Source organism: Azonexus hydrophilus (assembly GCF_905120355.1).
GTDB lineage: Bacteria > Pseudomonadota > Gammaproteobacteria > Burkholderiales > Rhodocyclaceae > Azonexus.
This window is the reverse complement of the sequence record NZ_CAJHOB010000015.1, coordinates 37754-61698: the sequence shown is the minus strand read 5'-3', so window position 1 is coordinate 61698 and position 23945 is coordinate 37754. Positions and strand designations below refer to the sequence as shown.

Genomic DNA, 23945 nt, shown 5'->3' with positions numbered 1-23945 from the left:
TTGCTGTCCCCGGTGCAGAAAGCCTGGCATGAATCCGGGCGGGAACGATGAGATGGTGGGAACAACCGTGGGCAGAAAATTGGGGCGCGCGCGCATGTGATTGCGGCAACTTCCGGCCTAGAATTCAGGTTTTCATCCTCTTGACATTTGATCATGTTCCGGAAATTTCGCATTCTGTTGCTTCTTGTCGTGCTGGCCACGGTGGGGCTGGCCAGTTGGCGCGCCAGTAGCCGTCTGACTTCCTGGCAGCACACCGTGCATGTGGCGCTGTATCCGGTGGCTGCCGACGATTCGCCGGACACGCAGCGTTATGTCGCCAGCTTGAATCAGGAAAGTTTCGAGGAAATCGGCGAGTGGGTGGCGGCGGAGGTGCGCCGTTACGGCAAAACGGTGCTGCAGCCGGTGGTCATCCGCGTGGCGCCGCCGTTGCGGGAGCAGCCGCCGGCCATCCCGGTTCGAGGGAGTGCGCTGGACAACATTCTGTGGAGTTTGAAGCTGCGCTGGTGGGCCAGCCAGAACGACGCCATCGCCGGGCCGAAGCCCATGGTCCGGCTCTATGTGCTCTACCACGATCCCGAGCGCACGCCGAGTGCGCCGCATTCGACCGGTCTGGAAAATGGCCAGATCGGCATCATCCACGCCTATGCCTCACGGCGTCAGCATCGCCAGAACGCCATCGTGATCGCTCACGAGATGCTGCATACCTTTGGTGCCAGCGACAAATACAACCTGAGCACCTTGCAGCCGATTGCTCCGGATGGGTTGGCCGATCCCGAGCGTACGCCGCTTTATCCGCAGCGCCAGGCGGAAATCATGGCCGGTCGTGTGGCGTTGGCGGCTGATCGGGCCGAGACGCCGCCGCGTCTGGTTGATACGCTGATCGGCCCGGCAACGGCACGGGAAATCGGCTTGTTGAATTAACGGGGGGCTTCAGGGGCGCGGGGGGCCGGGGCGGGTGGGGGCCTGGTGCACGATGGCGCCCTCGGTGAAGCAGCACAGGGTGCCGGCGGGGAGCGGCGTCCACGCCTCGTTGTCGGTCAGCGGCAGGGTGGCGATGACGGCGACGCGGTCGTTGGCGCCGGTGACTTCGCGGAAGTCGATATTGACGTCCTGGTCTGTCAGGTGTGCCTCGGCAAACGGCGCCTGGCGCACGATGTAGTGCAGGCGCGTGGAAGCGTGCGCAAACAGGGCGTCCCCGTTGGAGAGCAGGAAATTGAATTCGCCGTATTCGCTGATGTTGAGCGTCAGGTGATGCAGTTTCTGGAACAGTTCAGCGGTGCTGGGCAGGTGCTCGCCGAAAGCGTGGCGTAATTCCTGCAGCAGCCAGCAGAATGCCCGTTCGCTGTCGGTATTGCCGACCGGCTGGTAGGGGCCGTCGAGCGAGGGGGCGAAATCGAGGAGGTTGCCGTTGTGGGCAAAAATCCAGTAACGGCCCCACAGTTCACGCATGAAGGGATGGGTGTTTTCCAGCCGTACCGAGCCTTGGGTGGCCTTGCGGATGTGTGCAATGACGTTCTTGGAGCGGATCGGGTAACGGCTGACCAGTTCGGCGATGGGCGATGCGGCGGACGGTTGCGGGTCGAGAAAGATGCGGCAGCCGTGGTCTTCGAAGAAGGCGATGCCCCAGCCGTCGGAATGTACGCCGGTTGCGCCGCCGCGTGCCTGAAAGCCGGTGAAGGAAAAGCAGATGTCGGTGGGGACATTGCAGTTCATGCCCAGGAGTTCACACATCGGCTTACTCTCCCGCTTGCAGGGTGGGGCGTTTGCCGATGCGGATCGGCAGCTCCTGGATGCTGGTGTCGCGGCGCAGGCGGAAACGGGCTTCGGATTCGGGCGCCAGGCCGGCGATCAGGTCGAGCATGACCTGCGGATCGGTTACGGTGGTGCCGTTGATCGACAACAGCACGTCGCCGGGGCGGATACCGGCGCGATCCGCCGGGCTGCCGCGCACCACGCCGGCGATCAGGGCGCCGGCGGTGTCGGGCAGGTTGAAGGAATCCGCCAGTTCGCTGGTGATTTCCTGCGCTTCGACGCCGATCCAGCCGCGGGTGACGGCGCCGGAAGCAATGATCTGCTCCATGATGCTGCGTGCACTCGATACCGGAATGGCAAAGCCGATGCCATGGTTGCCGCCGGTGCGTGAGTAGATGGCGGTGTTGATGCCGACCAGATTGCCGGCGACATCGACCAGGGCGCCGCCGGAATTGCCCGGGTTGATGGCGGCGTCGGTCTGGATGAAGTTTTCGAAGGTGTTGATGCCCAGGTGCGAGCGGCCCAGCGCCGAGACGATGCCCATGGTCACTGTCTGGCCGACGCCGAAAGGATTGCCGATGGCCAGCACGACATCGCCGACGCGCAGGTTTTCCATCTGGCCGAAAGTGATGGCCGGCAGGTCTTGTGCGGTAATGCGCAGGACGGCCAGATCGGATTCGGGATCAGTGCCGACGGTGGTGGCCTTGTAGGTCTTGCCGTCGTTCAGGGAAACCTGGATGTCATCGGCGCTTTCGATGACGTGGAAATTGGTCAGGATGTAGCCGTCGGCGCTGACGATGACGCCGGAGCCGAGCCCCGAGTTGCGCTGGTTGCGGCCTTCCGGGCGCTCGCCGAAGAAGTGGCGGAAAATCGGGTCGTCAAACAGCGGGTGGCGCTGGCTGCGCACTTCCTGTGTGGTGTAGATGTGCACCACCGCCGGCAGGGCGGTGCGTGCCGCTTCGCGGTAAGAACCGGCGGGGGCGGGAGCTTCGCCTTCGCTGGCGGGCACGCTGTTGACGGTCACCTGCGGCGGCGCGGAGGTATGCGGTGCGCGTCCGAGCCATTCCGGTTTCAGTGTGCTGAGGGTGAACAAAACCGCCAGCGCAATCGTCACCGTTTGTGCAAAAATCAACCACAGTCTGTGCATGTTTCAATCCGCGCCCGTAACCGGGCGAAATGAGAGTCTGATGATGAAATTGGAATTATTGGTGCAGTACCTGGATGGTCTGCTGGAGCCCGGAAAACTGCGCGATTATTGCCCAAACGGCCTGCAAGTGGAAGGACGTGGCGAGGTCGGAAAAATCGTCGCCGGGGTGACTGCCAGCCAGAAACTGCTGGATTTTGCCGTGCGCGAAGGGGCCGACGCGGTACTGGTGCACCACGGCTATTTCTGGAAAGGTGAGGATGCCTGCATCACCGGGATGCGCAAGAAACGCCTGGCGACGCTGCTGGCGCACGACATCAGCCTGCTGGCCTATCACCTGCCGCTCGATGTGCATCCGGAACTGGGTAACAACGCCCAGTTGGCGGCGCGTTGCGGTTGGCTGCCGGAGGGGCGTTTCGGTGAGCAGGAAATCGGCTGGTATGGTCGTTTGCCCACAGCCGTGCCGCTGGCGCGTTTGATGTCGGATGTGGCCGCCGTTCTCGGGCGCGCGCCGCTGGCGATCGGTGATCCGACCCGTCTGGTGAAGCGGATCGCCTGGTGCAGTGGTGGTGCACAGGGGTATTTCGAGCAGGCCATTGCCACGGGTGTTGATGTTTATCTCTCCGGAGAAATTTCCGAGCCGACCCTGCATCTCGCCGAAGAAAGCGGTGTGGCCTATCTCGCGGCCGGCCATCATGCGACCGAACGCTATGGTGTGCAGGCGCTGGCGGCGCATCTGGCGGCCCGGTTCGGGCTGGATGCCCGCTTCGTGGATCTGGACAATCCGGCATGATGCGCATGGGCGCGGGCCGCGGTTGAGTTTTTGTCGGGTGCCGTGAACGGGGCCGGAGGTTTCCTTTTTTACCTTGGGCCTCGATAATCCCGCCAATGAACACTGTTTACCTTTTTTCTCCGCCGGCGCCAGTATCGGTGCCGGTCGCCGGTCAGGATGCCGTTTTTCCCGTGCGGCGCATCTTCTGTGTCGGCCGCAATTACGCCGAACATGCGCGTGAAATGGGGGCGCATGACCAGGCGGCGGGTCTGGAACCGCCGTTTTTCTTCAGCAAGCCGGCCGATGCGCTGGTCAGCGGCGAGGGCGAGCTGGCGGTGAGTTATCCGCCGCAAACGGCGAACCTGCATCACGAAATCGAACTGGTGGCAGCCCTCGGCCAGGGCGGGGCGCAGATTGCCGCAGATCAGGCGCTGGCGTGCGTGCTGGCGTATGGCGTCGGCCTCGATCTGACGCGCCGCGATGTGCAGGCGCGGGCCAAGGAAAAAGGCCATCCCTGGGACATGAGCAAGGGTTTCGATCAGTCGGCAGTGTGTGCGCCCTTGCGTCTGGCGGCGGAATGCGGGCATCTGACGCAGGGCCGGATCTGGCTGGAAATCAACGGCCAACTGCGCCAGGACGGCGATCTGGCGCAAATGGGCTGGCCGGTGGCGCAGATCATTGCCAATTTGTCGACCTGGGTGACGCTGGCGGCAGGGGATCTGATCTATACCGGCACGCCTGCCGGCGTGGGTGCGCTACTGCGCGGCGATGTGCTGCGTGCGGGGGTGGCGGGACTACCGGAACTGCATGCACGCATCATTTGAAGTCGAGCAATCAGTGCTGACCCTGCCCATGGCGATGCGGCGCCTGCTGGCGCTGGCGCTGCCGATCCTGGTGGCGCAACTGGCCTCGATCGGCATGATGTTGGTCGACACCGTGGTGCTGGGGCACGTCAGTCCGGAGGATCTGGCAGCAGTTGCCATCGGCAGCGGCATCGTGGTGTCGCTGGTGTTCGGGCTGGTCGGTATCGTGCAGGCGGTGGCGCCGGTGGTGGCGCATCTGCATGGTGCCCGCCGCGATGGCGAAGTGGCCGGTGTCCTGCAGCAGGGGTTCTGGCTGGCGGCCCTGCTGGCCGTGCCGGGCATGGCCCTGCTGCTCTTTCCGCAATTCATGCTGGCGCCGTTCGGGTTGGATGCAGTGGTGCAGTTGAAGGTCGAGCAGTATCTCAATCTGCTCGCCTGGTATTTGCCGGCCTCCTTGTTTTACCGGACGTTTTACGCTTTCTGCAGCGCCTTGGGGCGGCCCCGGGTGCTGATGGGCATTGCCCTGTTCGGCCTCGGCGTACACGCGGTGCTGGCCTGGGGGCTGGCACTGCAGGGCTGGTTGGGAGAACCGCTGGGGGTGGTGGGCTGTGCGCTGTCGAATGTGGTGGTGATCTGGCTGGAGTGCCTGTGCGCCGCGCTGTGGTTGCATCTGGGCCCGCTTGGCGCACGTTACCGGCCGTTCCACGACTGGCAGCGGCCCGCCTGGCGGCAATGGCGCGAGTTGCTGCGGCTGGGACTGCCGATGGGGCTTTCCAATCTGATCGAGATTACCGCCTTCACCCTAGTCAGTCTGTTCGTGGCTTCACTCGGTGCGGCGGTGGTCGGCGGGCACCGCATCATCGCCAATCTGTCGGCATTGGCCTACATGCTGCCCCTGTCGCTGGGCATTGCCACCATGGCTGCGGTAGGGCAGTCCCTGGGCGCGCGCGCCTGGCAGGAAGCGCATTGTCTGACCCGGGCCGGGCTGTGGCTGGCGACCGTCAGTTCGGTCGTCACCGGACTCCTGCTGTGGCTGGCGGCGCGGCCGCTGATTGCGGCTTATACCGACGATCCGGCGGTGCAGGCGGTGGCGCTGGCGCTGATTGCCTATGTGGCGGTGTACCAGTTCGTTGATGCCCTGCAGACCATTGCCGGTCATGTGCTGCGGGCCTGCCGGGTGACCTTTGTGCCCATGCTGATCCAGCTGTTCTGTTTCTGGGGGATTGCGCTCGCTGGCGGTGCCTGGCTGTGTTATCGCTGGACGCCACCGCTCGGCGTCGCTGGTTTCTGGCTGGCGGCGGTGATCGCCCTTGCCGCCGCCGCCGCCCTGCTGCTACCGCTGATGTCGCGGGTGCTCAATAGTGTGACCGCCGAGGCGTGATGTCTTGCGTCAGCCCGCGGGTTGTGCACTGCTGCGGGGTGCCAGCCAGAGCCGGGCGCGACAGCCCTGTTCCGGGCTGCTGAGTAGTTCAAGCCGGCAGCCGCACTGGTTGGCCAGGTCGTCAACAATCGCTAGCCCCAATCCGCTGCCCGGGGTCTGTTCGTCGGCGCGGCGCCCGCGTTGCAGGACCAGTGGCCGCTGGGCTTCCGGTATGCCCGGGCCGTCGTCGTCGATGTCGAGGTAATCGCGTCCCTGCTCCTGACCAGCACGGATGCTGACGCGCTGTCGGGCCCATTTGCAGGCGTTGTCGATCAGGTTGCCGAGCATTTCCTGCAGGTCTTCTGCCTGACCGCGAAATTCGAGGGTGTCACTGAGCTGAATGTTGAAATCAAGGGCGCGCTCGCCGTGGACTTTCTGCATCACTCGCACCAGTCCCTCGGCCAGGGGTTTGACCGCGCAGCGTCCGGGGGCATGGCGCGCGCGTGCCGCGCTGCGGGCGCGGTTGAGGTGGCGATCGATTTCGGCGCTGGCAATGGCGACCTGTTCGCGAATCAGATGGCCCAGCGGCGTATCTTCGGCCTGTGCGGCGTTGGCCATGACGGCGAGCGGTGTCTTGACGGCGTGGGCGAGGTTGCCGGCCTGCAGGCGAGCGCGTTCGGCAAATTCGCTGTTGTTCTGTAGCACGGTGTTGAGTTCATCGACCAGCGGCTGGATTTCAGCGGGGTGGTCCCGCCCCAGGGCGCTGCGTCCGCCTTCGCGCAGGGTGCTCAGTTCGCGGCGCAGGCGCGATAGCGGCCGCAGACCGGCCCAGACCTGAAAAAATGCGGCCAGCAGCAAACCGCAGGCGAGCACGGCCAGGCTGCCGAACAGCGGCGCGCGCAGCGCTTGCAGCGGTTGCTGCAGCCACTGTTCGTTGGCGGCGACGAGCAGTCGCAGCGGTTGTTGCGGGCGTTCTTCAAGGCGGAAAATACGCTCGTTCAAGCGCAGTGTTTCGCCATTGGGACCGGTGATCTGATGGGTGTGCAGCTCGCCGTCACCGAGCTGGTCGGCTTGCACCTGCAGGCGGCTGTCCCACAATGAACGCGAGCGGCGCAGGGCGTTCTGGGCGCGGGTGCCAGGGCCCGGCAGGGCGTCGATCTGCCAGTAGAGTCCGGAATACGGTTGCTGCAGGCGGGGGTCGCTCAGGGGCTGGACGCTGAGATTGCCGGCGACATCGAATTCGATACTGGCCGCCAGTTGATTGAGGTGGATGTTCAGTTCGCGGTCGAACTGGCGTGCCAGATGGTCGCTGAACATCTGCTGCAGTAGCCAGCCCGTGGCAGCGATGCTGACGACGATCCACAGCAGGGTGCCGAGCAGCAGGCGCAGGCGTAGTGAGGTGGTAATGCGGCGCATGGCTCAGGCGGTGTGCTCAGGGGCGACCAGGCGGTAGCCGAAACCGCGCTGGGTTTCGATCATGCCTTCCGGCAGTTTTTTGCGTAGCCGGGCGACGAAGACTTCGATGGTGTTGGAGTCGCGTTCGTTGTCCAGAGGATAGATCTGTTCAGTCAGTTCGCTGCGTGACACCACACTGCCCGCCTGGCGCAGGAGACAGGACAGGAGGAGGAATTCATGATGAGTGAGCGCTAGCTCCTGCCCGTTTAACTGCGCCCGGTTGCTGCGTAGATCAAGCTGCAGCGGGCCGCAGCGCAGGAGGTTGTCGGCCTGGCCGGCGCTGCGCCGGATCAGGGCGCGCAGGCGGGCCAGCAGTTCTTCCATATGAAACGGCTTGGCCAGATAGTCGTCGGCACCGGCGTCGATGCCGGCCACGCGCTCATGCCAGTCGCCGCGCGCGGTCAGGATCAGCACCGGCAGATTGCGCCCGCGTCGCCGCCAGTGCTTGAGCACGCTCAGGCCATCCATGCCGGGTAAACCGAGATCGAGCACGGCGGCGGCGAAATCCTCTTCCAGCCCCAGATGCAGCGCATCCTGGCCGTTGCCGATCGCTTCCACCAGATAACCCTCGGCGCGCAGGCCGGTCGCCACTTGCTGGTTGAGGGTGGGTTCGTCTTCGACCAGGAGCAGGCGCATCAGCGTTTTCTTTCGGGAGTGCGTTGTTTGATGTGCAACAGGGTGCCGTTGCGGGCATCGAGAATCAGTTTCTGAATACTGCCATCCTGCCGCAGCAATTTTATTTCATAAACCCATTGACCCTCTTCGTGTTCCAGTTCGATTTCCAGCGGCTCACCCGGGTGTTCACGTTCGACGCGTTCGAGGACACGCTTGAGCGGCAGTATTTCGCCAGCTTCCAGTGCCTGACGTGCGATTTCATGATCGGATTTATGCGCCAGGACGCTCACGGAAGGCAGTGCAAGAAGGGCAGCAAGCGCCAGGGCGCGGGTGGTGGACATGGTTTTCTCCCGGGGGCTGATGAGGGTGCCGATTGTAATTGCGGGCAGATGAACTTTTCCTGAACCGGCCTTTCAGCTTGCGTTCATGTGCTGCGCGCGAGAATCCGGGCATTCAAGAACAATGGGGAGCATGAACATGCACGACACGACCGGGGCGATCAGGCGCCTGCTCGCTGTAATACTGTCTTTCTGCGCGCTCAGTCTGGCCGAAGCCGCGGAAATCAACCTCAGTGCCGAGCAGGCCAAGCGTCTGGGGGTGGCAACCAAGGAACTGGGATCGTTGCGGGCCGCTGCAACCGCACTGGAATTGCCGGCGCAGGTCGTGGTGCCCCCGGGACAGCTGGCGGTGCTGGCGGCGCCGTTGCCAGCCCTGGTGACACGAGTGCATGTGGCCTATGGCGAGCAGGTACGCGCCGGGCAGATTCTGGCGGAATTGCAGGGGCCGGCGCTGCTCGAAGCCCAGAGTGCGTATGCACAGGCGCAGAGCCAGGCGGTGCTGGCGAGTGAAAACCGTCAGCGTGATGAAAATCTTCTGGCTGACGGCATCATTCCGCAGTCGCGCTTGTCGGCCAGCCGGGCCATTGAGCGGCAAGCTAGCGTGCTGGCGGCGGAGAAGCGGCGGGCGCTGCAATTCGCCGGCGTCAATCAGGCTGGTGTTGCGGTGTTGCGGGCGCCTTTTGCCGGTGTGGTGCTGGAAGCCAATGCCGCAGCCGGCGCCCAGGTGGATGCGCTGACGCCCTTGTTCAAACTGGGGCGGGTCGACACGCTGTGGCTGGAAATTCAGGCCAACCCGGCACAGGCGGCATGGGTGCCGCTGGGGGCGCAGGTCGGGATTGCCGGCTGTTCGGCGCCGGCGCGGGTCACCCTGGTCGCCCCGGCAGTGCAGTCCGCCAGTCAGTCGGTGCTGGTGCGGGCTGAACTGGCGCAGGTGGCTGGCTGCGTCAAACCCTTTGCCTTCGTTCAGGCGCGAGTGCAGGCGCCTGATCTGGGCAGGGACCAATGGCAGGTGCCGTTGACGGCGGTATTGCGGCATCAGGGCAAGACCTGGCTGTTCGTTGCCCAGGACCAGGGCTTCCGTGCCGTGCCGGTACGCGTTCTGGCCGAAGGTACCGGGTCGGTGCGCATTGCTGCCGACCTGCCGCCGACGGCGCAGGTGGTGACGCGCGGTGTGGCTGCCCTCAAGGGAAGCTGGCTGGGTCTGGGGCAGGAAGAGTGAGAGGGCGTATTCCGTGTTAACTAAACTGACTGAACTGGCCTTGGTGCAGCGGGTGTTTGTGCTGCTGCTCAGTGTGTTTCTGGTGGCCGGGGGGGTAATGGCGTTTCGCGGCTTGCCCATCGATGCCTTTCCGGATGTTTCTTCAACGCAGGTGAAGATCATCGTCAAGGCGCCCGGAATGACGCCGGAAGAGGTGGAAGCACGCATCGTCACGCCGATCGAGCTGGAACTGCTCGGTATTCCGCAGCAGCGCGCGCTGCGTGCCGTTGCAAAATATGCGATTGCCGACATCACTCTCGATTTTACCGACGGCACCGACATTTACTGGGCCCGCCAGCAGGTGAGCGAGCGCCTGGCCAATGCGATGGCCGATTTTCCCGCCGGGGTCAGCGGTGGGCTGGCGCCGATGACGACCCCGCTGGGCGAGATGCTGATGTTTACTGTCGAGGGCGAGTTGTCCCTGGCGGAAAAGCGCAGCCTGCTTGATTGGGTCATCCGGCCGCAGTTGCGCGCCTTGCCCGGTGTTGCCGATGTGAACGCGCTGGGGGGCAACGTGCGCAGTTTCGAGGTGGTTCCCGATCTGACTGCCCTGCAAGCGCGGGGATTGAATCTCGATGATCTGCGCCGGGCCCTGCAAAGCAATAACCGCAATGACGGTGCCGGACGCTTGAGCGAAGGCGAGGAAAGCCTGCTGGTGCGGGTGGAAGGGAGTGTCAAAACGCTCGATGATTTGCGTGCCATCGTCGTCGGCACCCCCGCTGCCGGCCAGGTCGTGCGCCTTGCCGATGTGGCCGAGGTGCGTCTTGGCAGTCTGACCCGTTATGGCTTTGTGACCCGGGGCGGTGAGGGTGAGGCGGTGCAGGGGCTGGTTCTGGGTTTGCGCGGCGCCAATGCGCATGCGGTGGTGGAAACGGTGCGCAACAAGCTGGCTGAAATCGAAAAGACCTTGCCGGCCGGCGTCACTACCCGGATTTTTTATGACCGGGGGGCACTGGTCGATCGTGCGGTGGGGACGGTGGCGAAAGCCCTGGCTGAAGCCATCGTGCTGGTGCTGATCCTCCTCCTCGCCTTTCTCGGCAATCTGCGTTCTGCCGTGGTGGTGGCGGCGGTCCTGCCATTGGCGGCACTGATCACCTTCATCCTCATGCAGCTGTTCGGCATGTCGGCCAACCTGATGAGTCTGGGCGGGCTGGCCATCGCCATCGGCATGCTGGTCGATGCCGCCGTGGTGGTGGTGGAAAACGTGGAAAGCCGCCTGGTGGGCGAAAGCGGTACGCAGCGTCTGCTCATTTCACGGATCCTGCATGCGGTGAGCGAGGTGACGATGCCGGTGGTGTCCGGCATGGCCATCATCGCCATTGTCTTCCTGCCGCTGCTGACCTTGCAGGGGCTGGAGGGCAAGCTGTTCCGGCCGGTGGCGCTGACCATCGTGTTTGCCTTGCTCGGTTCCCTGCTGCTGTCGCTGACAGTGATTCCGGTGCTTGCTTCGTTTCTGATCAAGCCGGCGAGTGACCATCATGAGCCGTGGCTGCACCGGCAGGCGACGCGCATCTACCTGCCTCTGCTGGAGTGGAGCCTGCAGCATGCGCGGCAGGTGGTGATTGCCGCCATCGTGCTGCTGCTCGCTGCCGGCGGTGCGTTTTTCATGCTCGGCAAGACCTTCATGCCGACCCTGGATGAAGGCGACATCCTGATGCAGAGCGCCAAGTTGCCCTCGATCAATCTGGAGGAAAGCGCGCGCATCGATCTCGCGGTGCAAAAGGCGCTGCGTGAGGAGATCCCGGAAATTCGTGACATCGTGGCGCGGACGGGGTCGGACGAACTGGGGCTGGACCCGATGGGCTTGAATGAAAGCGACCATTTCCTCGTTCTCGCGCCGCGTGCCACCTGGCGCAATCCGGACAAGGAATGGTTGACGGACGAGATCCGCAAGGTGGTGGCCAATTTTCCCGGCATGGACATTGCCTTTACCCAGCCGATCGAGATGCGGATTTCGGAAATGCTGACCGGCACGCGCGGCGATCTGGCGGTGAAGATTTTTGGCACCGATCTGCCGGAATTGAACAGCCTGGCCGAGCGGATGGCCGCACTCCTCAAGAGCCTGCCCGGCGCGGAGGATGTGCTGACGGTGAAGAACGAAGGCGTGCAGTACTTTACGGTGGAGGTGGACCGTCTGGCCGCGGGCCGCCTGGGGCTCAGTGTGGAAGACGTGGGCCGGGCGTTGCGGACCCAGCTGGAAGGCGAACACCTGGGATTGGTGCTGGAAGGCAACCGGCGGACTCCGCTTCTGTTGCGCGGTAGCCAGGAGGTACGTGTGTCGCCGGGGCTGTTCGCCGATCTGCATCTGGCGCTGCCCGCCGGTGGCAGTGTGTCGCTGGCCAGTGTGGCCCAGTTGAAGCGGGTGGCTGGGCCGGTCAAGGTGGATCACGAGAATGCGGCGCGACTGGTGACGGTGCAGGCCAATGTTACTGGGCGCGACCTGGTCGGTTTCGTTGAAGAGGCCAAGGCGCGGGTGGCGAAGGAAATCAAGTTGCCCCCGGGTTATCACCTGACCTGGGGCGGCGAATTCGAAAATCAGCAGCGTGCTGCGCAGCGTCTGACGCTGGTGGTGCCGGTGGCCCTGTGCCTGATCTTTTATCTGCTGTTCGCGACGCTGGGGTCGCTGCGGCAGGCCTTGATGGTGTTCGTGAACATTCCGTTTGCCCTGATCGGCGGCGTGTTTGCCTTGCTTCTGAGTGGCGAGTATCTTTCCGTGCCGGCTTCGGTGGGTTTCATCGCTTTGCTCGGGATTGCCGTGCTCAATGGTCTGGTGATGATTTCCTATTTTAATCAATTGCGTAGTCAGGGCATGGCGCTGGCCGAGGTGGTGGTGGAAGGTGCCCGGCGGCGCTTGCGTCCGGTGCTGATGACCGCTTCCATTGCCGCGTTTGGTCTGGTGCCGCTGCTTTTTGCGACCGGGCCGGGGTCGGAAATCCAGCGGCCGCTGGCGATCGTGGTGATCGGCGGTTTGTTGACATCAACGCTGCTGACCTTGGTGGTCTTGCCTATTCTGTATCGTAGCTGGGAAAGTAAATGATGCTTATGAAATATCGATTCGGGTCGGTCGTCCGTGGCGCTGCCGCTGCTGTTGCCGCGTTGCCGGCGCACCTGCCACCGCCGCGTTCCCGCCTGATGCTCGCGCTGCTTGCGGCGCTCGCCGGGGGCGCTGTCTGGGCCGGAGATGAGCATGGGGCCGGTCCCCTCGGGGCGGATCTGCCACCTGGTGCGCAGGTGCAGGTCGTCCTGCAGGAACACCCCCTGGTGCAGGCTGCCGGCGCTGGCGTGCGAATGGAAGAAGCCAACCGCGACCGCTTGCTGGCCGGGCCGTACGAATTCACGGTGACGGCGGCGACGGCGCGTCGGCACGACCGTACCGAGCGCACCCGCACGCGCGAGCACGAGATCGGTCTTGAGCGGACCTTCCGCCTGCCGGGTAAGGCAGCGCGTGATGCGGAAATCGGCGCGGCGGGGGTCAGTGAGGCGCGCTACGCGCTGGGCGATGCTCGTCATGAAACGGCGCGGCTGCTGCTGGCCCGCTGGTTTGACTGGCAGCGCGCCGCCACCGCCGTGGGCGACTGGCAGGCGCAGGTCGACAATCTGCGGTTGCAACGCGAGGTGGCGGAAAAGAAGGTCAAGCTGGGCGAGGCCGCCCGCCTCGATCTGTTGCAGGCCGAAGCGCAGTTATTCCAGGGGGAGGCCGAACTGGCGCGCATGCAGAATGAGCAGGCGCGGCTGACGGTGGAGTGGCAGCAGAATTTTCCCGCCATTGCCTTGCCGCAGGAGGCGGTGGTTGTTCCGCCCAGTCCGTTGCCGGCCGACTCGGTGCAGCATGAATCCTGGCGCACGCGCTTGCTGGAGGAGAATCACGAACTGGCGGTGGCCCGCGGTGCGGCGCGCAAAAGCCGCCTGCAGGCCGGGCGTCTGGATGCTGATCGCCTGCCCGATCCCAGCCTGGGACTGGCTGTGGCCCGTGAGCGCGATGGTGCCGAGCGGGTGGTCGGGGTGCAGTTGAGTATTCCGCTGCCCGGTGCCGGACGTTCGGCGGATGCGCGCGCTGGACAGGCCGCCGCTGAAGCCGCCGGTGCGCGTGAAGCACAGGCTTTGTTGCGCGCGGAGAGCGGTGCCCGGCAGACGATCCAGCTTGCCCTCAGCAGCTACAGCCAGTGGCAGCGTCTGGCCGACGTGGCGCAACGTCTGGATGAGAACCTCCGCTTGCAGGAGAAAGCCTGGCGTCTGGGTGAAGGGCAATTTGCTGAATTGCAGCAAACCCGCCGTCAGGCCATCGAGGCACGCCTAGCCGCCAGCCGCGCCCGGCTCGACGCCAATGAGGCCCGCTACCGTCTGCTGCTGGACATGCATGCGCTGTGGCCGGTTGCGGATGCGCCAGAGGCTGGCGCGGCAGTGGCGCACACGCACTGACCTGCGTTGGTGATGTTCAGCGGTTGAAATATGTCGCCAACCGTTCCACGGCTTCGCCCAAACGGGTGATATCGGTGGTGTAGGCGAAACGCAGGTGCTTTTCCGGGGTGTGTTGGCCGAAGTCGAGGCCCGGGGTACAGGCGACGCCGGCCTGCTCGAGAAGATCGCGGGCCAGTGTGAAGCTGTCGGGAGCCAGTGCGGAACTGTCGCAGTAGAGGTAGAACGCACCTTCTGGCCGGGCGGTGACCCGCAGGCCGAGGGTTTCCAGGGCGGGGGCGAGAAAATCGCGGCGACGGCGGAATTCGGCCCGGCGCTCTTCGAGGATGCGGATCGTTTCCGGCGTGAATGCCGCCAGCGCCGCGTATTGCGCTGGTGTCGACGGGCAGAGCACGAGGTTCTGCGCCAGCTTCTCGACGTCGCGCACGAAGAGCTCGGGAATCACCATCCAGCCCAGGCGCCAGCCGGTCATCTGGAAGTATTTGGAAAAGCTGTTGATGACCCAGAGGTCGTCGCCGGCAGCGCAGGCGGTGGGTGCGTCACAGTCGTAGGTGAGACCGTGATAGATCTCGTCGACCAGGAAGTGACCGTTGCGAGCGCGACAGGTATCGGCCAGCGCGGTAATTTCGGGCAAGCTCAGCAGTGTGCCAGTCGGATTCGCCGGCGAGGCAACCAGCAAGCCGGCGGTGCGTTCAGTCCAGGCTGCCGCGACCTGTGCCGGCGTCGGCTGGAAATTGCTCTGCGGCCCGACCGCTAGCGCCACCGGCCGGCCTTCGTAAGTGCGCAGGATGTGCCGGTTGCAGGGGTAGCCGGGATCGGCCAGCAGCCATTCGCGGCCAGGGTCAGTGAGGCAGGCGAAGGCGAGATTGAGGGCGCCGGAGGCGCCATTGGTGACCGCGATGCGCGCTGCCGGAACAGCAACGCCATAGCGCTGGCGGTAGAAGTCACTGATCGCCTGGCGCAGTTCCGGCAGGCCAAGTGACTGGGTGTACAGCGTTTTGCCGGTTTTCAGGGCGTCGATTGCGGCGGCGACGATCGGGGCCGGTGTCGGGAAATCCGGCTCGCCGATTTCCATGTGGATGATGTCGCGGCCCTCAGCTTCGAGCTGGCGGGCGCGAGTCAGCAGTTTGACGACGTGGAAGGGCGCGATATCGGCAAGACGGGCGGCAGAACCGGGCATTGCATACTCCAGAAAGACGACGGCCACCGAAATGATCGGTGGCCGTGGCGGATTCAGCTCATTCCGTTATCCGGATATCAGACGCCGTCCTTGAAGATGCCCATTTCGAACAGCTCGCGCTTCAACACCAGTTCGCGCGGCATCTTCTCGCCCATCTTGTCGAACCACTCCTTGTGGCCGGCCAGTTCGGCCTTCCAGGCGTCGGCGTCGATCGAGGTCAGGGCTTCGAAGTCGTCCTTGTTGATTTCCAGGCCGGTCCAGTCGATGTCCTCGAACTTCGGCATCCAGCCGAGCACGGTTTCCTTGGCCGCGACCTTGCCCTTGCAGCGGTCGACGATCCACTTCAGCACGCGCATGTTGTCACCGAAGCCCGGCCACATGAATTCGCCCTTCTCGTTCATGCGGAACCAGTTCACGCAGAAGATCTTCGGCGTGGCATCGACGGTCTTGCCCATCTTCAGCCAGTGGTTGAAGTAGTCGCCCATGTGGTAGCCGCAGAACGGCAGCATGGCGAACGGGTCGCGGCGGACGACGCCTTGCTGGCCGAAGGCGGCAGCAGTGGTTTCCGAGCCCAGCGTGGCCGCCATGTAGACGCCGTAGTTCCAGTTGAAGGCTTGATAGACCAGCGGCACGGTGGTGGCGCGGCGGCCACCGAATATGAAGGCGGAAATCGGCACGCCAGCCGGGTCTTCCCAGGCCGGATCGACCGACGGGCACTGGTTGGCCGGGGCGGTGAAGCGCGAGTTGGCGTGCGCTGCCTTGCGGCCGTTCTTGCCGTCTTCCGGCGTCCAGTCCTTGCCCTGCCAGTCGATCAGGTGGGCCGGGGCTTCTTTGGTCAGGCCTTCCCACCACACGTCGCCGTCGTCGGTCAGCGCGACGTTGGTGAAGATGATGTTTTCCTTGAGGGTGGCCAGGGCGTTGTAGTTGGTCTTCTCGCTGGTGCCCGGGGCGACGCCGAAGAAGCCGGCTTCCGGGTTGATGGCGTAGAAGCGGGTGACGCCGTCGGCGTCGACGCGCGGCTTGATCCAGGCGATGTCGTCGCCGATGGTGGTGATCTTCCAGCCGTCCAGGGTCTTCGGCGGGATCAGCATGGCGAAGTTGGTCTTGCCGCAGGCCGACGGGAAGGCGGCAGCAACGTAGGTTTTTTCACCTTCCGGCGACTCGACGCCGAGGATGAGCATGTGTTCGGCCAGCCAGCCCTGGTCGCGCGCCATGTTGGAGGCGATGCGCAGCGCGAAGCACTTCTTGCCGAGCAGGGCGTTGCCGCCGTAACCGGAACCGTAGGACCAGATTTCGCGGGTTTCCGGGTAGTGCACGATGTACTTGACGGTCGGGTTGCACGGCCAGGCCACATCCTTCTGGCCGGCTTCCAGCGGGGCGCCGACGGTATGCACGCAGGGCACGAATTCGCCGTTGGTGCCGAGCACGTCGAATACGGCTTTGCCCATGCGGGTCATGGTGCGCATGTTGACCACGACGTAGGGAGAATCGGAAATTTCCACGCCGATGTGGGCGATCGGCGAACCGAGCGGGCCCATCGAGAACGGGATGACGTACATCGTGCGGCCCTTCATGCAGCCCTTGAACAGGCCGTTCAGGGTTTCGCGCATCTTGGCCGGTTCTTCCCAGTTATTGGTCGGGCCGGCGTCTTCCTTCTTCTCGGAGCAGATGTAGGTGCGGTCTTCGACGCGGGCAACGTCGGAGGGGTCGGAGAAAGCCAGGTAGGAGTTCGGACGTTTTTGCTCGTTGAGCTTGATCAGGGTGCCGGCTTCAACCATTTCCGCGCACAGGCGGTTGTATTCTTCCTGCGAACCATCCGCCCAATAGACCTGGTCCGGCTGGGTCAGCGCTGCGATTTCAGCGACCCATTGCTTGAGGCCTTCGTGTTTGACGTAATTGGGGATGTTCAATGCGACGGTCATGGGGTGTCTCTCTCCGGGTGACTGAAACAAAAGAAAAATCCAGTCTCCGGGTGCTTACGCCATGCTGCAGAAAAAGGTGCGACCGTCGGCTGGTAAGCACGTAATTATGCCTGAAACGGGGCCTGATTTCCAGTCAAAATAAGACGTTGCGGGATATGACGAATGCGCTGGAACGGTATTCAGGAAAGGTCGGTCAGCAGGCGAGTTGTGCTGTCACAGCCGCTGCCGGCAGCAATCCACCGGCGCAGCAGAGTGCGTAGTAATGGCGTCAGCCGTTGCGGATGGGGTATGTACCGTCCGGGATCGCTGAGCAGTCCGCAGTAGTAGCGGCGGTCATCGATTGACCAGGACAGTGCCGGGCACGGGCCTTGTTTTTGCCAGAAGCGCAGCCGTCCTGGCGGGCAGGTGTCGAGGCTGCAACAGATGCCGCACCCGTTGCAGGGCGCACCGGGTGCCGGTTTGTCTGGAGCGTCTGCGGCGAGGTGGAGAAAAATCGTGGCTGGCATATGAAAAAAAGACCTTCCTGCCCCTAGAATGTGCGTTCTGCAACATCTTACGGCGCACTCTTCATGCATTTCAAAGAAAACCAAGAAAATCGTCAGGTCATCGGCACCGAGGACATCCTGTTGCGCTTGTGCAACTCGGTGGTCGATGTGTTGACGGTGGCCACGCAAAGCAATCTGCACTACTCCGGCATGGTGCAGCGCATTACCAAAACCTGTTTGAAGCCGGATATCGGTTGCTTTGTTCTCTTCGACGGCGGCTTCACCGGCCTGGTGGTGATCAATTTTTCGGCCGCTGCAGCAATGGAGCTGTACGAAACCTACCTGACCAGCATGGGTATGGCGAAATCGGAACTGGCTTCCAGCCACACCGCGGATGAAGTGGGTAATGTCATGGGGGAGTTGATGAATCAGATTGTCGGTAATTTTACCGGCAAGATCGGCCGCGAACTGCAGACGCACATCACCCAGAATCAGCCGAAGATGCTGGTGCTGAACAAGCAGGTGATGCTGAGTGTGGATACCAACCTCGACCGCCCGCAGGCGCGGCGGGTGACTTTCTACACCGCCCGCAACAACATCTTCTATCTGGAGATGGCGATCGATGGGACTGAATTCATCAAATTGCGCGACTTCGAGGCCAGTGAAATCCCGGATCCCGACCTGCTGATCGCTCAGGCTGCGGCAACGCCAGCGCTCAGTTTGGCGCCAAGTACGGCAAGCGAAGATCAGGACGAATTGCTGAAATCGCTGGGAATGTAAATTGCCGCTGGCGGGCGGCCGTTCAACGGCCAGCCCACCACAGACGCAGACGCAGGCCGATTTCGGTGGTATAGCCGACGTTGACGAAGCGGATGTTGCCATCAGGGGCAATGACGACGAAAGCGGGCGTTCCCGGCAGGCGGTAGCGCTGCATGATCTTGCCGTCCGGGTCGGCGAGGGTCGGCCACTGATAGCCCTTTTCCTGCATGAAGCGTCGCACGGCAGCGGCATCACCGCTTTGCGTGGCCAGCGTCATGACGGGCCAGTCCTCTGCAATGCTGCTGACACTGCCGGCGGTGGTCCGGCATACCGGGCACCAATCGGCCCAGAAATAGAGCAGTACGGGCTGGCCGGGATGGGCAGTGCGATAGTCGGTCAAAGCAAAAGCGCTGCCGTCGACTTGCGTGCCGTTGAAGTCAGGTGCCACCCCGGCGCTGGGGGTGGCGCGTAGCTGCCAGGCCTGGAAAGCCACCAGGAGGGTGGCAAAGAGGATGATTTCAACCAGCCAGCGCCGCCAGCGCGGGGGCTTGTTTACAGCGGGCGGTTGTTGAAGGTGTTGCACTGGTTGAAATCGCCACTGTCGAAACCGCGCTTGAACCAGCGCATGCGCTGCTCCGAGCTACCGTGGGTAAAACTTTCCGGCACGATGCGTCCCTGCGCCTGTTGTTGCAGACGGTCGTCGCCAATGGCGGCCGCGGCAGTGAGGGCAGCCTGCAGATCACCGGGATCGAGGATGTTGGCCATGTTGTCGGTGCGTTTGCCCCAGACGCCGGCCAGGCAGTCGGCCTGCAGTTCGAGGCGCACGGAAAGGGCATTGGCCTCTTTTTCGCCGGCCTGCTGGCGGGCACGCTGCACCTGATCGGAAATGCCGAGCAGGTGTTGCACGTGGTGTCCTACTTCATGGGCGACGACATAGGCTTGGGCAAATTCGCCGGGGGCACGGAATTTTTCCTTCATCTCACGGAAGAAACTCAGGTCGATGTACACCTTCTGGTCGCCCGGGCAGTAAAACGGGCCCATGGCCGATTGGCCGGTGCCACAGGCAGTGGGCGTCAGACCGGAAAAGAGAACCAGTTTGGGCTCCTGATACTGGCGGCCCATCTCGCGGAAGGCGGTGTTCCAGGTGTCTTCGGTTGAGGCCAGTACTTTGGAAACGAACTGTGCGGTCGGATCGTCGACGGGTGGGGCAGCAGCAGGGGCCTGTTGCTCGATGGCTGGCATGCCTCCGCCGGCGAGCATGTTGATCACCGTTAGCGGATTGACGCCGAGAAAGTAGCTGGCGACCAGGGCGATGGCGATGGTGCCGAGCCCCAGGCGTCCGCCGCCCAGTCGCACACCGCCGCCGCTCATGCGGCTGCCGCGCCGGTCTTCGATGTTGTCGCTGTGACGGTAATCATCCATGCGCATGGCGTGTGATCCTCATCGATGCAGGTTGATGGCGCTGCGGGTTTCTTCAGCCACACGGCGGGCCGCACTGGCGAAGTCTTCACCCTGGCCGGCGTAGAGGATGGCGCGCGAGGAATTGATCATCAGGCCGGTGCCCGCTGCGGTGCGGCCGGCCTTGACGGTAGCCTCGATGTCGCCGCCCTGGGCGCCGATACCCGGCACCAGTAGCGGCATCTCGCCGACGATTGCGCGCACGCGGGCAATTTCGGCGGGGAAGGTGGCGCCGACCACCAGGCCGATCTGGCCGGTCGTGTTCCATTGTTCGGCGGCCAGGCGGGCGACGCGTTCGTACAGCTTTTCGCCGCCGACATCGAGGAACTGCAGGTCGGAACCGCCGGCGTTCGAGGTCCGGCAGAGCAGGATCACGCCCTTGTCCGGGAAGGCCAGGTAGGGCTCGACCGAATCGCGGCCCATGTAGGGATTGACCGTGACGGCATCGGCCCGGAAGCGCTCGAAGGCCTCGACTGCGTACTGCTCGGCGGTCGAGCCGATGTCGCCGCGCTTGGCGTCGAGGATCACCGGGATGCCGGGGTGCCGCTCGTGGATGTGGGCGATTAGCGCTTCCAGCTGGTCTTCTGCACGGCGGGCGGCGAAGTAGGCGATCTGCGGCTTGAACGAACAGACGAGGTCGGCGGTGGCGTCGACGATGGTTTTGCAGAATTCGAAGATGGCGTCGTCACGCCCCTTCAGGTGCGCCGGGAATTTGGCCGGATCAGGGTCGAGGCCGACGCAGAGCAGCGAGTCATTGTTCTGCCAGGCGGCGGCGAGTTGTTCGGTAAAGGTCATGTTGCGTCCTTTGGCAGATAGCGGGAAAACTTGTCGGGCAGCAGGCAGGTCTGCAGGCTGCGCTGGGTGAACAGGAAACGGCCGTCGCAGACGAAACCGAGCTGCTGCCAGTCGACTTCGTGGTTGAGCATCATCGTGCACTCGATCAGGTCGCGGCGGTTGATCTGGGTATGCCTTGGAAATAGCGCGAGGATCGAGCCGTCGAAATTCAGGCAGTCGTGCAGGAAGAAGGGCGTCGGCTTGCGCGTGCGGCCGTTGACGTAGATGCGCGGCAGCCGATTGAGCGGGAACTTCCGGCCCCATTCCCACCAGTTGCTTTCATCGAACTCCCGGACCCGGCGGGCGAGCAGTTCGGTCTTGTGCTGTTCCAGGTGCGGATGCGTGATGCCGTAAAGCATGCGTCGGGTTTCACCGGTCTCGATCGTTTTCGAGCAGACGAATTCCATGTTGCCGGCCGGATGGGTGTAAATGGAGTCGGCTCCCGAGACAGCGCCAACCTTGACCGTGAAGATGTCGGAAAAGCGAACCTGATGATCGTTGCGCAGGAACATCAGTTGTCCATCGACTTCGGTGAAGGTCCGCCCGTCGGTCATGCGGCGGTCGAAACGCCCTTTCTCGAAGCGGAAGATGGCGCAGTTCGGCGTGTGCTCGCCAAAGATTCGCACGTCGCCGGTCTCGTAGAAATGGGTGATGCTGCCTTGCTCGTACAGCCAGGCGTTCATTTTTTTTGCGGCGGTCAGCTTGATGAATTCGCGCGGCACGATGAACACCAGTTCACCGCCCGGATTCAGGTGCCGGACACATTTTTCGATGAAGAACAGGAACAGGTTGCTGCGCTTGTCGAACAGCGGCGAGGCCAGGCGCTTGCGGGTCGCCGGCGCAATGTCCTGGTAGCGCACATAGGGCGGGTTGCCGACGATGGTGGCGAAACGTTCGCTCTCCGGCAGGTTGAAGAAATCCATGACGCGGGCGTCGGCTGGGGCAACCCCGGGGTCGAGTTCGACGCCGGTGACATCGCGGCCGCGCCGGCGCAGCTCGTTGAAGAAAGCACCGTCGCCGGCCGACGGCTCAAGCACGCTGCCCGCGTTGGCACACAGGTCGAGCATGAACTCCACTACCTTGGGCGGCGTGAACACCTGACCGAATCGGGCGACGTCGAGTGGCATCAGACCCCGGTCTTTCCTTGCCGCAGGCGTTCGTGCCGTGCGCGGGTTTCTGCGGTCTGGCCTAGCCAGGTGAATTCGCGCGCCGCCTCGACCCACTCGAGGCGTTGCAAGGGCGACAGGCGGGCGAAGGCGGCGAGCTGTTCGTCGCTGACCCAATAGCGGTAGCCGCCCGCGGCGGTGCGCTCCCGATCAGCCACGCGCGCGCTCCAGGTGCACGATGTCGCTTTCGAGATGCATCTCCGGGAAGCGGAAAGGATCGAGGTCGATCATTTCTTCGAGCCTTCGGCAGCAGCCTGTTCGCGCGCCTTCTTTTCCCAGTAACGCTCGTTTTTGCTCTCGTCAACAAAGCGGAAGCGGCCGGCGAGTTCGCAGCCCTTCATGCCAGGGTTGCACGGCAGGTTGTTGATCTTCGTGCAGCGATCATCGATTTCGTGCGGGCAACCCCAGCTTCCGGCCATGTCAGGCTCCTTTGTGCGACGAATCCTTGAGCGTCAGGGCGCGGTTGAAGACGGGTGCTCCGGGGCCCGAGTCGACGCGGTCAGCGACGAAGTAACCGTGGCGCTCGAACTGGAAGCGCTGTTCCGGTTGTGCATCCTTGAGGGCGGGCTCCAGCTGGGCCGTGATCAGCCGTTTGGAGTCGGGGTTGATGTCATCGAGGAAGTTGCGTTCGACATCGGCGGCATCACCTTCGCGCCGGGCGCCTGGTGCGGGAACGGCAAATAGACGCTCGTAGAGGCGGATTTCAGCGGGATAGGCATGCGCTGCCGAGACCCAGTGCAGATTGCCCTTGACCTTGATGCTGTCGGCGCCGGGCGTGCCCGACTTGGTGTCGGGCAGGTAGGTGCAATGCACGGCGATGACCTTGCCGTTCTCGTCCTTGTCGCAGCCGGTGCATTCGACGATGTAGCCGTATTTCAGGCGTGCCTTGTTGCCAGGGAAGAGGCGGCGGAAGCCCTTTTGCGGGATTTCCTGGAAGTCCTCGGCCTCGATCCACAGCTCGCGGCCGAAGGGCATGGTGCGCTGCCCGAGTTCCGGCTTGAGCGGATGGTTGGGGGCGTGGCAGTCCTCGAACTGGCCTTCGGGGTAATTGTCGATGATCAGTTTGAGTGGGTCGAGCACGGCGACGCGGCGTTCGTCGAGCTGGTTCATGACTTCGCGCTGGGCATCCTCGAACACACTGTATTCGATCAGGGAGTCTGCCTTGGAAATGCCGATGCGCTCGGCGAAGAGGCGGAAGCCCTCGGGCGCATAACCGCGGCGGCGGGCGCCGGCGAGCGTCGGCAGGCGGGGATCATCCCAGCCATTGACGTGTTTTTCGTCCACCAGCTGGATCAGTTTGCGCTTGGACAGCACGATGTAGGTGAGATTGAGGCGCGAGAACTCGATCTGCCGGGGCAGCGGGCGCTGCAGCAGGCCGCCTTCGGCCAGGCGCTCATTGACCCATTCGTAGAAGGGGCGCTGGTCTTCGAATTCGAGGGTGCACAGGGAGTGGGTGATGCACTCCAGGGCGTCTTCGATCGGGTGGGCAAAGGTGTACATCGGATAGACGCACCATTTGTCGCCCGTGTTGTGGTGGGTGGCGTGGCGGATGCGGTAGATGGCCGGGTCGCGCAGGTTGATGTTGGGCGATGCCATGTCGATCTTGGCGCGCAGGATGTGGGCGCCGTCGGGAAATTCGCCGGCCTGCATGCGCTTGAACAGGGCGCGGTTTTCTTCGATCGAACGGTTGCGGAACGGCGAATCCTGGCCAGCTTCGGTCAGGGTGCCGCGGCGGGCGCGCATTTCCTCTGCCGACTGACTGTCGACATAAGCGTGGCCGGCGTCGATCAGGTATTCGGCAAACTGCAGCATCCAGTCGAAGTAGTTGGATGCGTAATAGAGATTGTTCTCCGTCTCGTCCTGCCAGGAACAGCCCAGCCAGCGCACCGAGTCGAGAATGGAGTCAACGTATTCCTGCTCTTCCTTTTCCGGGTTGGTGTCGTCGAAGCGCATGTGGCAGCGGCCACCAAACTCGGCGGCGAGGCCGAAATTGAGCAGGATCGATTTGGCGTGCCCGAAGTGCAGATAGCCATTCGGCTCGGGCGGGAAGCGGGTACGGATCTTGGCCGGATCGAGCGGCGCAGCGGCATGCTCGGCGGCCAGGCCGGGGCGGCCGGCCCAGCGCCGTTGGGCGTGCTTGCCAGCGGCCAGGTCGGCCTCGATGATGTTACGGATGAAATTGGCGGCGGCAGGAATGTCGGACATGAGGCTGCGGGGCGGAAAAAAAC

Annotated in this window: 22 protein-coding genes; 8 read left to right on the top strand and 14 right to left on the bottom strand. The window is 63.6% G+C overall.

What is annotated here, in order from left to right:
- Positions 1-153: 153 nt before the first annotated feature.
- Positions 154-921: a hypothetical protein gene (locus JYJ39_RS11920; protein ID WP_205204582.1), complete on the top strand. Its 768-nt coding sequence runs from the start codon at positions 154-156 to the stop codon at positions 919-921.
- 9 nt (positions 922-930) lie between these two features.
- Here JYJ39_RS11920 and JYJ39_RS11915 read toward each other — a convergent pair whose 3' ends face one another.
- Complete coding sequence (locus JYJ39_RS11915; protein ID WP_205204580.1) at positions 931-1731, bottom strand: class II glutamine amidotransferase; 801 nt, start codon at positions 1729-1731, stop codon at positions 931-933.
- Between the two features lie 4 nt (positions 1732-1735).
- Positions 1736-2899 (bottom strand): Do family serine endopeptidase, encoded by a 1164-nt coding sequence (locus JYJ39_RS11910; protein ID WP_205204579.1) that lies wholly within the window; start codon positions 2897-2899, stop codon positions 1736-1738.
- Between the two features lie 43 nt (positions 2900-2942).
- On the opposite strand from JYJ39_RS11910, the gene JYJ39_RS11905 reads away from it, so the two are divergent.
- The 3 genes from JYJ39_RS11905 to JYJ39_RS11895 all read left to right on the top strand — a co-directional run bounded on the left by JYJ39_RS11905 (position 2943) and on the right by JYJ39_RS11895 (position 5852).
- Positions 2943-3689 (top strand): Nif3-like dinuclear metal center hexameric protein, encoded by a 747-nt coding sequence (locus tag JYJ39_RS11905; RefSeq protein WP_205204592.1) that lies wholly within the window; start codon positions 2943-2945, stop codon positions 3687-3689.
- Positions 3690-3784: 95 nt separating this feature from the next.
- Positions 3785-4492, top strand: coding sequence for a fumarylacetoacetate hydrolase family protein (locus tag JYJ39_RS11900; protein ID WP_205204578.1), 708 nt, complete (start codon positions 3785-3787; stop codon positions 4490-4492).
- A complete protein-coding gene (locus JYJ39_RS11895; protein WP_240189647.1) occupies positions 4476-5852 on the top strand; it encodes an MATE family efflux transporter in 1377 nt (458 codons plus the stop codon). Before JYJ39_RS11900 ends, JYJ39_RS11895 begins: the two co-directional genes overlap by 17 nt.
- A 9-nt stretch (positions 5853-5861) precedes the next feature.
- Here the strand turns inward: JYJ39_RS11895 and JYJ39_RS11890 are convergent, their stop codons facing one another.
- From JYJ39_RS11890 to JYJ39_RS11880, 3 genes are read right to left on the bottom strand one after another with little or no spacing between them, the layout of a single operon-like run.
- Positions 5862-7247, bottom strand: coding sequence for a sensor histidine kinase (locus tag JYJ39_RS11890; protein WP_205204577.1), 1386 nt, complete (start codon positions 7245-7247; stop codon positions 5862-5864).
- 3 nt (positions 7248-7250) lie between these two features.
- Positions 7251-7922, bottom strand: coding sequence for a response regulator (locus JYJ39_RS11885; RefSeq protein ID WP_205204576.1), 672 nt, complete (start codon positions 7920-7922; stop codon positions 7251-7253).
- A complete protein-coding gene (locus JYJ39_RS11880; RefSeq protein ID WP_205204575.1) occupies positions 7922-8242 on the bottom strand; it encodes a PepSY domain-containing protein in 321 nt (106 codons plus the stop codon). The genes JYJ39_RS11885 and JYJ39_RS11880 overlap by 1 nt, the downstream gene beginning before the upstream one ends.
- Before the next feature lie 136 nt (positions 8243-8378).
- Between JYJ39_RS11880 and JYJ39_RS11875 the strand changes: the two genes are divergently transcribed.
- From JYJ39_RS11875 to JYJ39_RS11865, 3 genes are read left to right on the top strand one after another with little or no spacing between them, the layout of a single operon-like run.
- Positions 8379-9458 (top strand): efflux RND transporter periplasmic adaptor subunit, encoded by a 1080-nt coding sequence (locus JYJ39_RS11875; protein WP_205204574.1) that lies wholly within the window; start codon positions 8379-8381, stop codon positions 9456-9458.
- A 13-nt stretch (positions 9459-9471) separates the two neighbouring features.
- Positions 9472-12534, top strand: coding sequence for an efflux RND transporter permease subunit (locus JYJ39_RS11870; protein WP_205204572.1), 3063 nt, complete (start codon positions 9472-9474; stop codon positions 12532-12534).
- Positions 12531-13916: a TolC family protein gene (locus tag JYJ39_RS11865; protein ID WP_205204570.1), complete on the top strand. Its 1386-nt coding sequence runs from the start codon at positions 12531-12533 to the stop codon at positions 13914-13916. Before JYJ39_RS11870 ends, JYJ39_RS11865 begins: the two co-directional genes overlap by 4 nt.
- Before the next feature lie 16 nt (positions 13917-13932).
- Here the strand turns inward: JYJ39_RS11865 and JYJ39_RS11860 are convergent, their stop codons facing one another.
- Positions 13933-15093: a pyridoxal phosphate-dependent aminotransferase gene (locus JYJ39_RS11860; protein WP_205204568.1), complete on the bottom strand. Its 1161-nt coding sequence runs from the start codon at positions 15091-15093 to the stop codon at positions 13933-13935.
- A 77-nt stretch (positions 15094-15170) separates the two neighbouring features.
- On the bottom strand, positions 15171-17015 hold the full coding sequence (locus tag JYJ39_RS11855) for a phosphoenolpyruvate carboxykinase (GTP) (RefSeq protein WP_205204566.1): 1845 nt from the start codon (positions 17013-17015) through the stop codon (positions 15171-15173).
- Between the two features lie 569 nt (positions 17016-17584).
- On the opposite strand from JYJ39_RS11855, the gene JYJ39_RS11850 reads away from it, so the two are divergent.
- The gene (locus JYJ39_RS11850) at positions 17585-18280 is read left to right on the top strand and encodes a DUF3334 family protein (protein WP_205204565.1); all 696 of its coding nucleotides are present in this window, start codon (positions 17585-17587) and stop codon (positions 18278-18280) included.
- Positions 18281-18302: 22 nt separating this feature from the next.
- Here JYJ39_RS11850 and JYJ39_RS11845 read toward each other — a convergent pair whose 3' ends face one another.
- The 7 genes from JYJ39_RS11845 to JYJ39_RS11815 all read right to left on the bottom strand — a co-directional run bounded on the left by JYJ39_RS11845 (position 18303) and on the right by JYJ39_RS11815 (position 23922).
- Complete coding sequence (locus JYJ39_RS11845; protein ID WP_205204564.1) at positions 18303-18842, bottom strand: protein disulfide oxidoreductase; 540 nt, start codon at positions 18840-18842, stop codon at positions 18303-18305.
- The gene (gene ypfJ, locus JYJ39_RS11840; RefSeq protein WP_205204563.1) at positions 18812-19687 is read right to left on the bottom strand and encodes a KPN_02809 family neutral zinc metallopeptidase; all 876 of its coding nucleotides are present in this window, start codon (positions 19685-19687) and stop codon (positions 18812-18814) included. Before ypfJ ends, JYJ39_RS11845 begins: the two co-directional genes overlap by 31 nt.
- A 12-nt stretch (positions 19688-19699) precedes the next feature.
- The gene (gene pyrF / locus JYJ39_RS11835; RefSeq protein ID WP_205204562.1) at positions 19700-20512 is read right to left on the bottom strand and encodes an orotidine-5'-phosphate decarboxylase; all 813 of its coding nucleotides are present in this window, start codon (positions 20510-20512) and stop codon (positions 19700-19702) included.
- Positions 20509-21678 (bottom strand): Eco57I restriction-modification methylase domain-containing protein, encoded by a 1170-nt coding sequence (locus JYJ39_RS11830; protein ID WP_205204561.1) that lies wholly within the window; start codon positions 21676-21678, stop codon positions 20509-20511. Before JYJ39_RS11830 ends, pyrF begins: the two co-directional genes overlap by 4 nt.
- Positions 21678-21875 carry a hypothetical protein gene (locus tag JYJ39_RS11825; protein WP_205204560.1) on the bottom strand — a complete coding sequence of 66 codons (198 nt, stop codon included), beginning with the start codon at positions 21873-21875 and terminating at the stop codon, positions 21678-21680. The genes JYJ39_RS11830 and JYJ39_RS11825 overlap by 1 nt, the downstream gene beginning before the upstream one ends.
- Positions 21876-21944: 69 nt before the next feature.
- On the bottom strand, positions 21945-22136 hold the full coding sequence (locus JYJ39_RS11820; RefSeq protein ID WP_205204559.1) for a hypothetical protein: 192 nt from the start codon (positions 22134-22136) through the stop codon (positions 21945-21947).
- Position 22137: 1 nt separating this feature from the next.
- Positions 22138-23922: a glutamine--tRNA ligase/YqeY domain fusion protein gene (locus JYJ39_RS11815; RefSeq protein WP_205204557.1), complete on the bottom strand. Its 1785-nt coding sequence runs from the start codon at positions 23920-23922 to the stop codon at positions 22138-22140.
- Positions 23923-23945: the final 23 nt, after the last annotated feature.

What these genes read in the sequence shown, in the direction of transcription:
- JYJ39_RS11920 (WP_205204582.1), top strand. Translation starts at nt 154, where the DNA reads ATGTTCCGGAAATTTCGCATTCTGTTGCTTCTTGTCGTGCTGGCCACG.
- JYJ39_RS11915 (WP_205204580.1), bottom strand. Translation starts at nt 1,731, where the DNA reads ATGTGTGAACTCCTGGGCATGAACTGCAATGTCCCCACCGACATCTGC.
- JYJ39_RS11910 (WP_205204579.1), bottom strand. Translation starts at nt 2,899, where the DNA reads ATGCACAGACTGTGGTTGATTTTTGCACAAACGGTGACGATTGCGCTG.
- JYJ39_RS11905 (WP_205204592.1), top strand. Translation starts at nt 2,943, where the DNA reads ATGAAATTGGAATTATTGGTGCAGTACCTGGATGGTCTGCTGGAGCCC.
- JYJ39_RS11900 (WP_205204578.1), top strand. Translation starts at nt 3,785, where the DNA reads ATGAACACTGTTTACCTTTTTTCTCCGCCGGCGCCAGTATCGGTGCCG.
- JYJ39_RS11895 (WP_240189647.1), top strand. Translation starts at nt 4,476, where the DNA reads ATGCACGCATCATTTGAAGTCGAGCAATCAGTGCTGACCCTGCCCATG.
- JYJ39_RS11890 (WP_205204577.1), bottom strand. Translation starts at nt 7,247, where the DNA reads ATGCGCCGCATTACCACCTCACTACGCCTGCGCCTGCTGCTCGGCACC.
- JYJ39_RS11885 (WP_205204576.1), bottom strand. Translation starts at nt 7,922, where the DNA reads ATGCGCCTGCTCCTGGTCGAAGACGAACCCACCCTCAACCAGCAAGTG.
- JYJ39_RS11880 (WP_205204575.1), bottom strand. Translation starts at nt 8,242, where the DNA reads ATGTCCACCACCCGCGCCCTGGCGCTTGCTGCCCTTCTTGCACTGCCT.
- JYJ39_RS11875 (WP_205204574.1), top strand. Translation starts at nt 8,379, where the DNA reads ATGCACGACACGACCGGGGCGATCAGGCGCCTGCTCGCTGTAATACTG.
- JYJ39_RS11865 (WP_205204570.1), top strand. Translation starts at nt 12,531, where the DNA reads ATGATGCTTATGAAATATCGATTCGGGTCGGTCGTCCGTGGCGCTGCC.
- JYJ39_RS11860 (WP_205204568.1), bottom strand. Translation starts at nt 15,093, where the DNA reads ATGCCCGGTTCTGCCGCCCGTCTTGCCGATATCGCGCCCTTCCACGTC.
- JYJ39_RS11855 (WP_205204566.1), bottom strand. Translation starts at nt 17,015, where the DNA reads ATGACCGTCGCATTGAACATCCCCAATTACGTCAAACACGAAGGCCTC.
- JYJ39_RS11850 (WP_205204565.1), top strand. Translation starts at nt 17,585, where the DNA reads ATGCATTTCAAAGAAAACCAAGAAAATCGTCAGGTCATCGGCACCGAG.
- ypfJ (WP_205204563.1), bottom strand. Translation starts at nt 19,687, where the DNA reads ATGCGCATGGATGATTACCGTCACAGCGACAACATCGAAGACCGGCGC.
- pyrF (WP_205204562.1), bottom strand. Translation starts at nt 20,512, where the DNA reads ATGACCTTTACCGAACAACTCGCCGCCGCCTGGCAGAACAATGACTCG.
- JYJ39_RS11830 (WP_205204561.1), bottom strand. Translation starts at nt 21,678, where the DNA reads ATGCCACTCGACGTCGCCCGATTCGGTCAGGTGTTCACGCCGCCCAAG.
- JYJ39_RS11820 (WP_205204559.1), bottom strand. Translation starts at nt 22,136, where the DNA reads ATGGCCGGAAGCTGGGGTTGCCCGCACGAAATCGATGATCGCTGCACG.
- JYJ39_RS11815 (WP_205204557.1), bottom strand. Translation starts at nt 23,922, where the DNA reads ATGTCCGACATTCCTGCCGCCGCCAATTTCATCCGTAACATCATCGAG.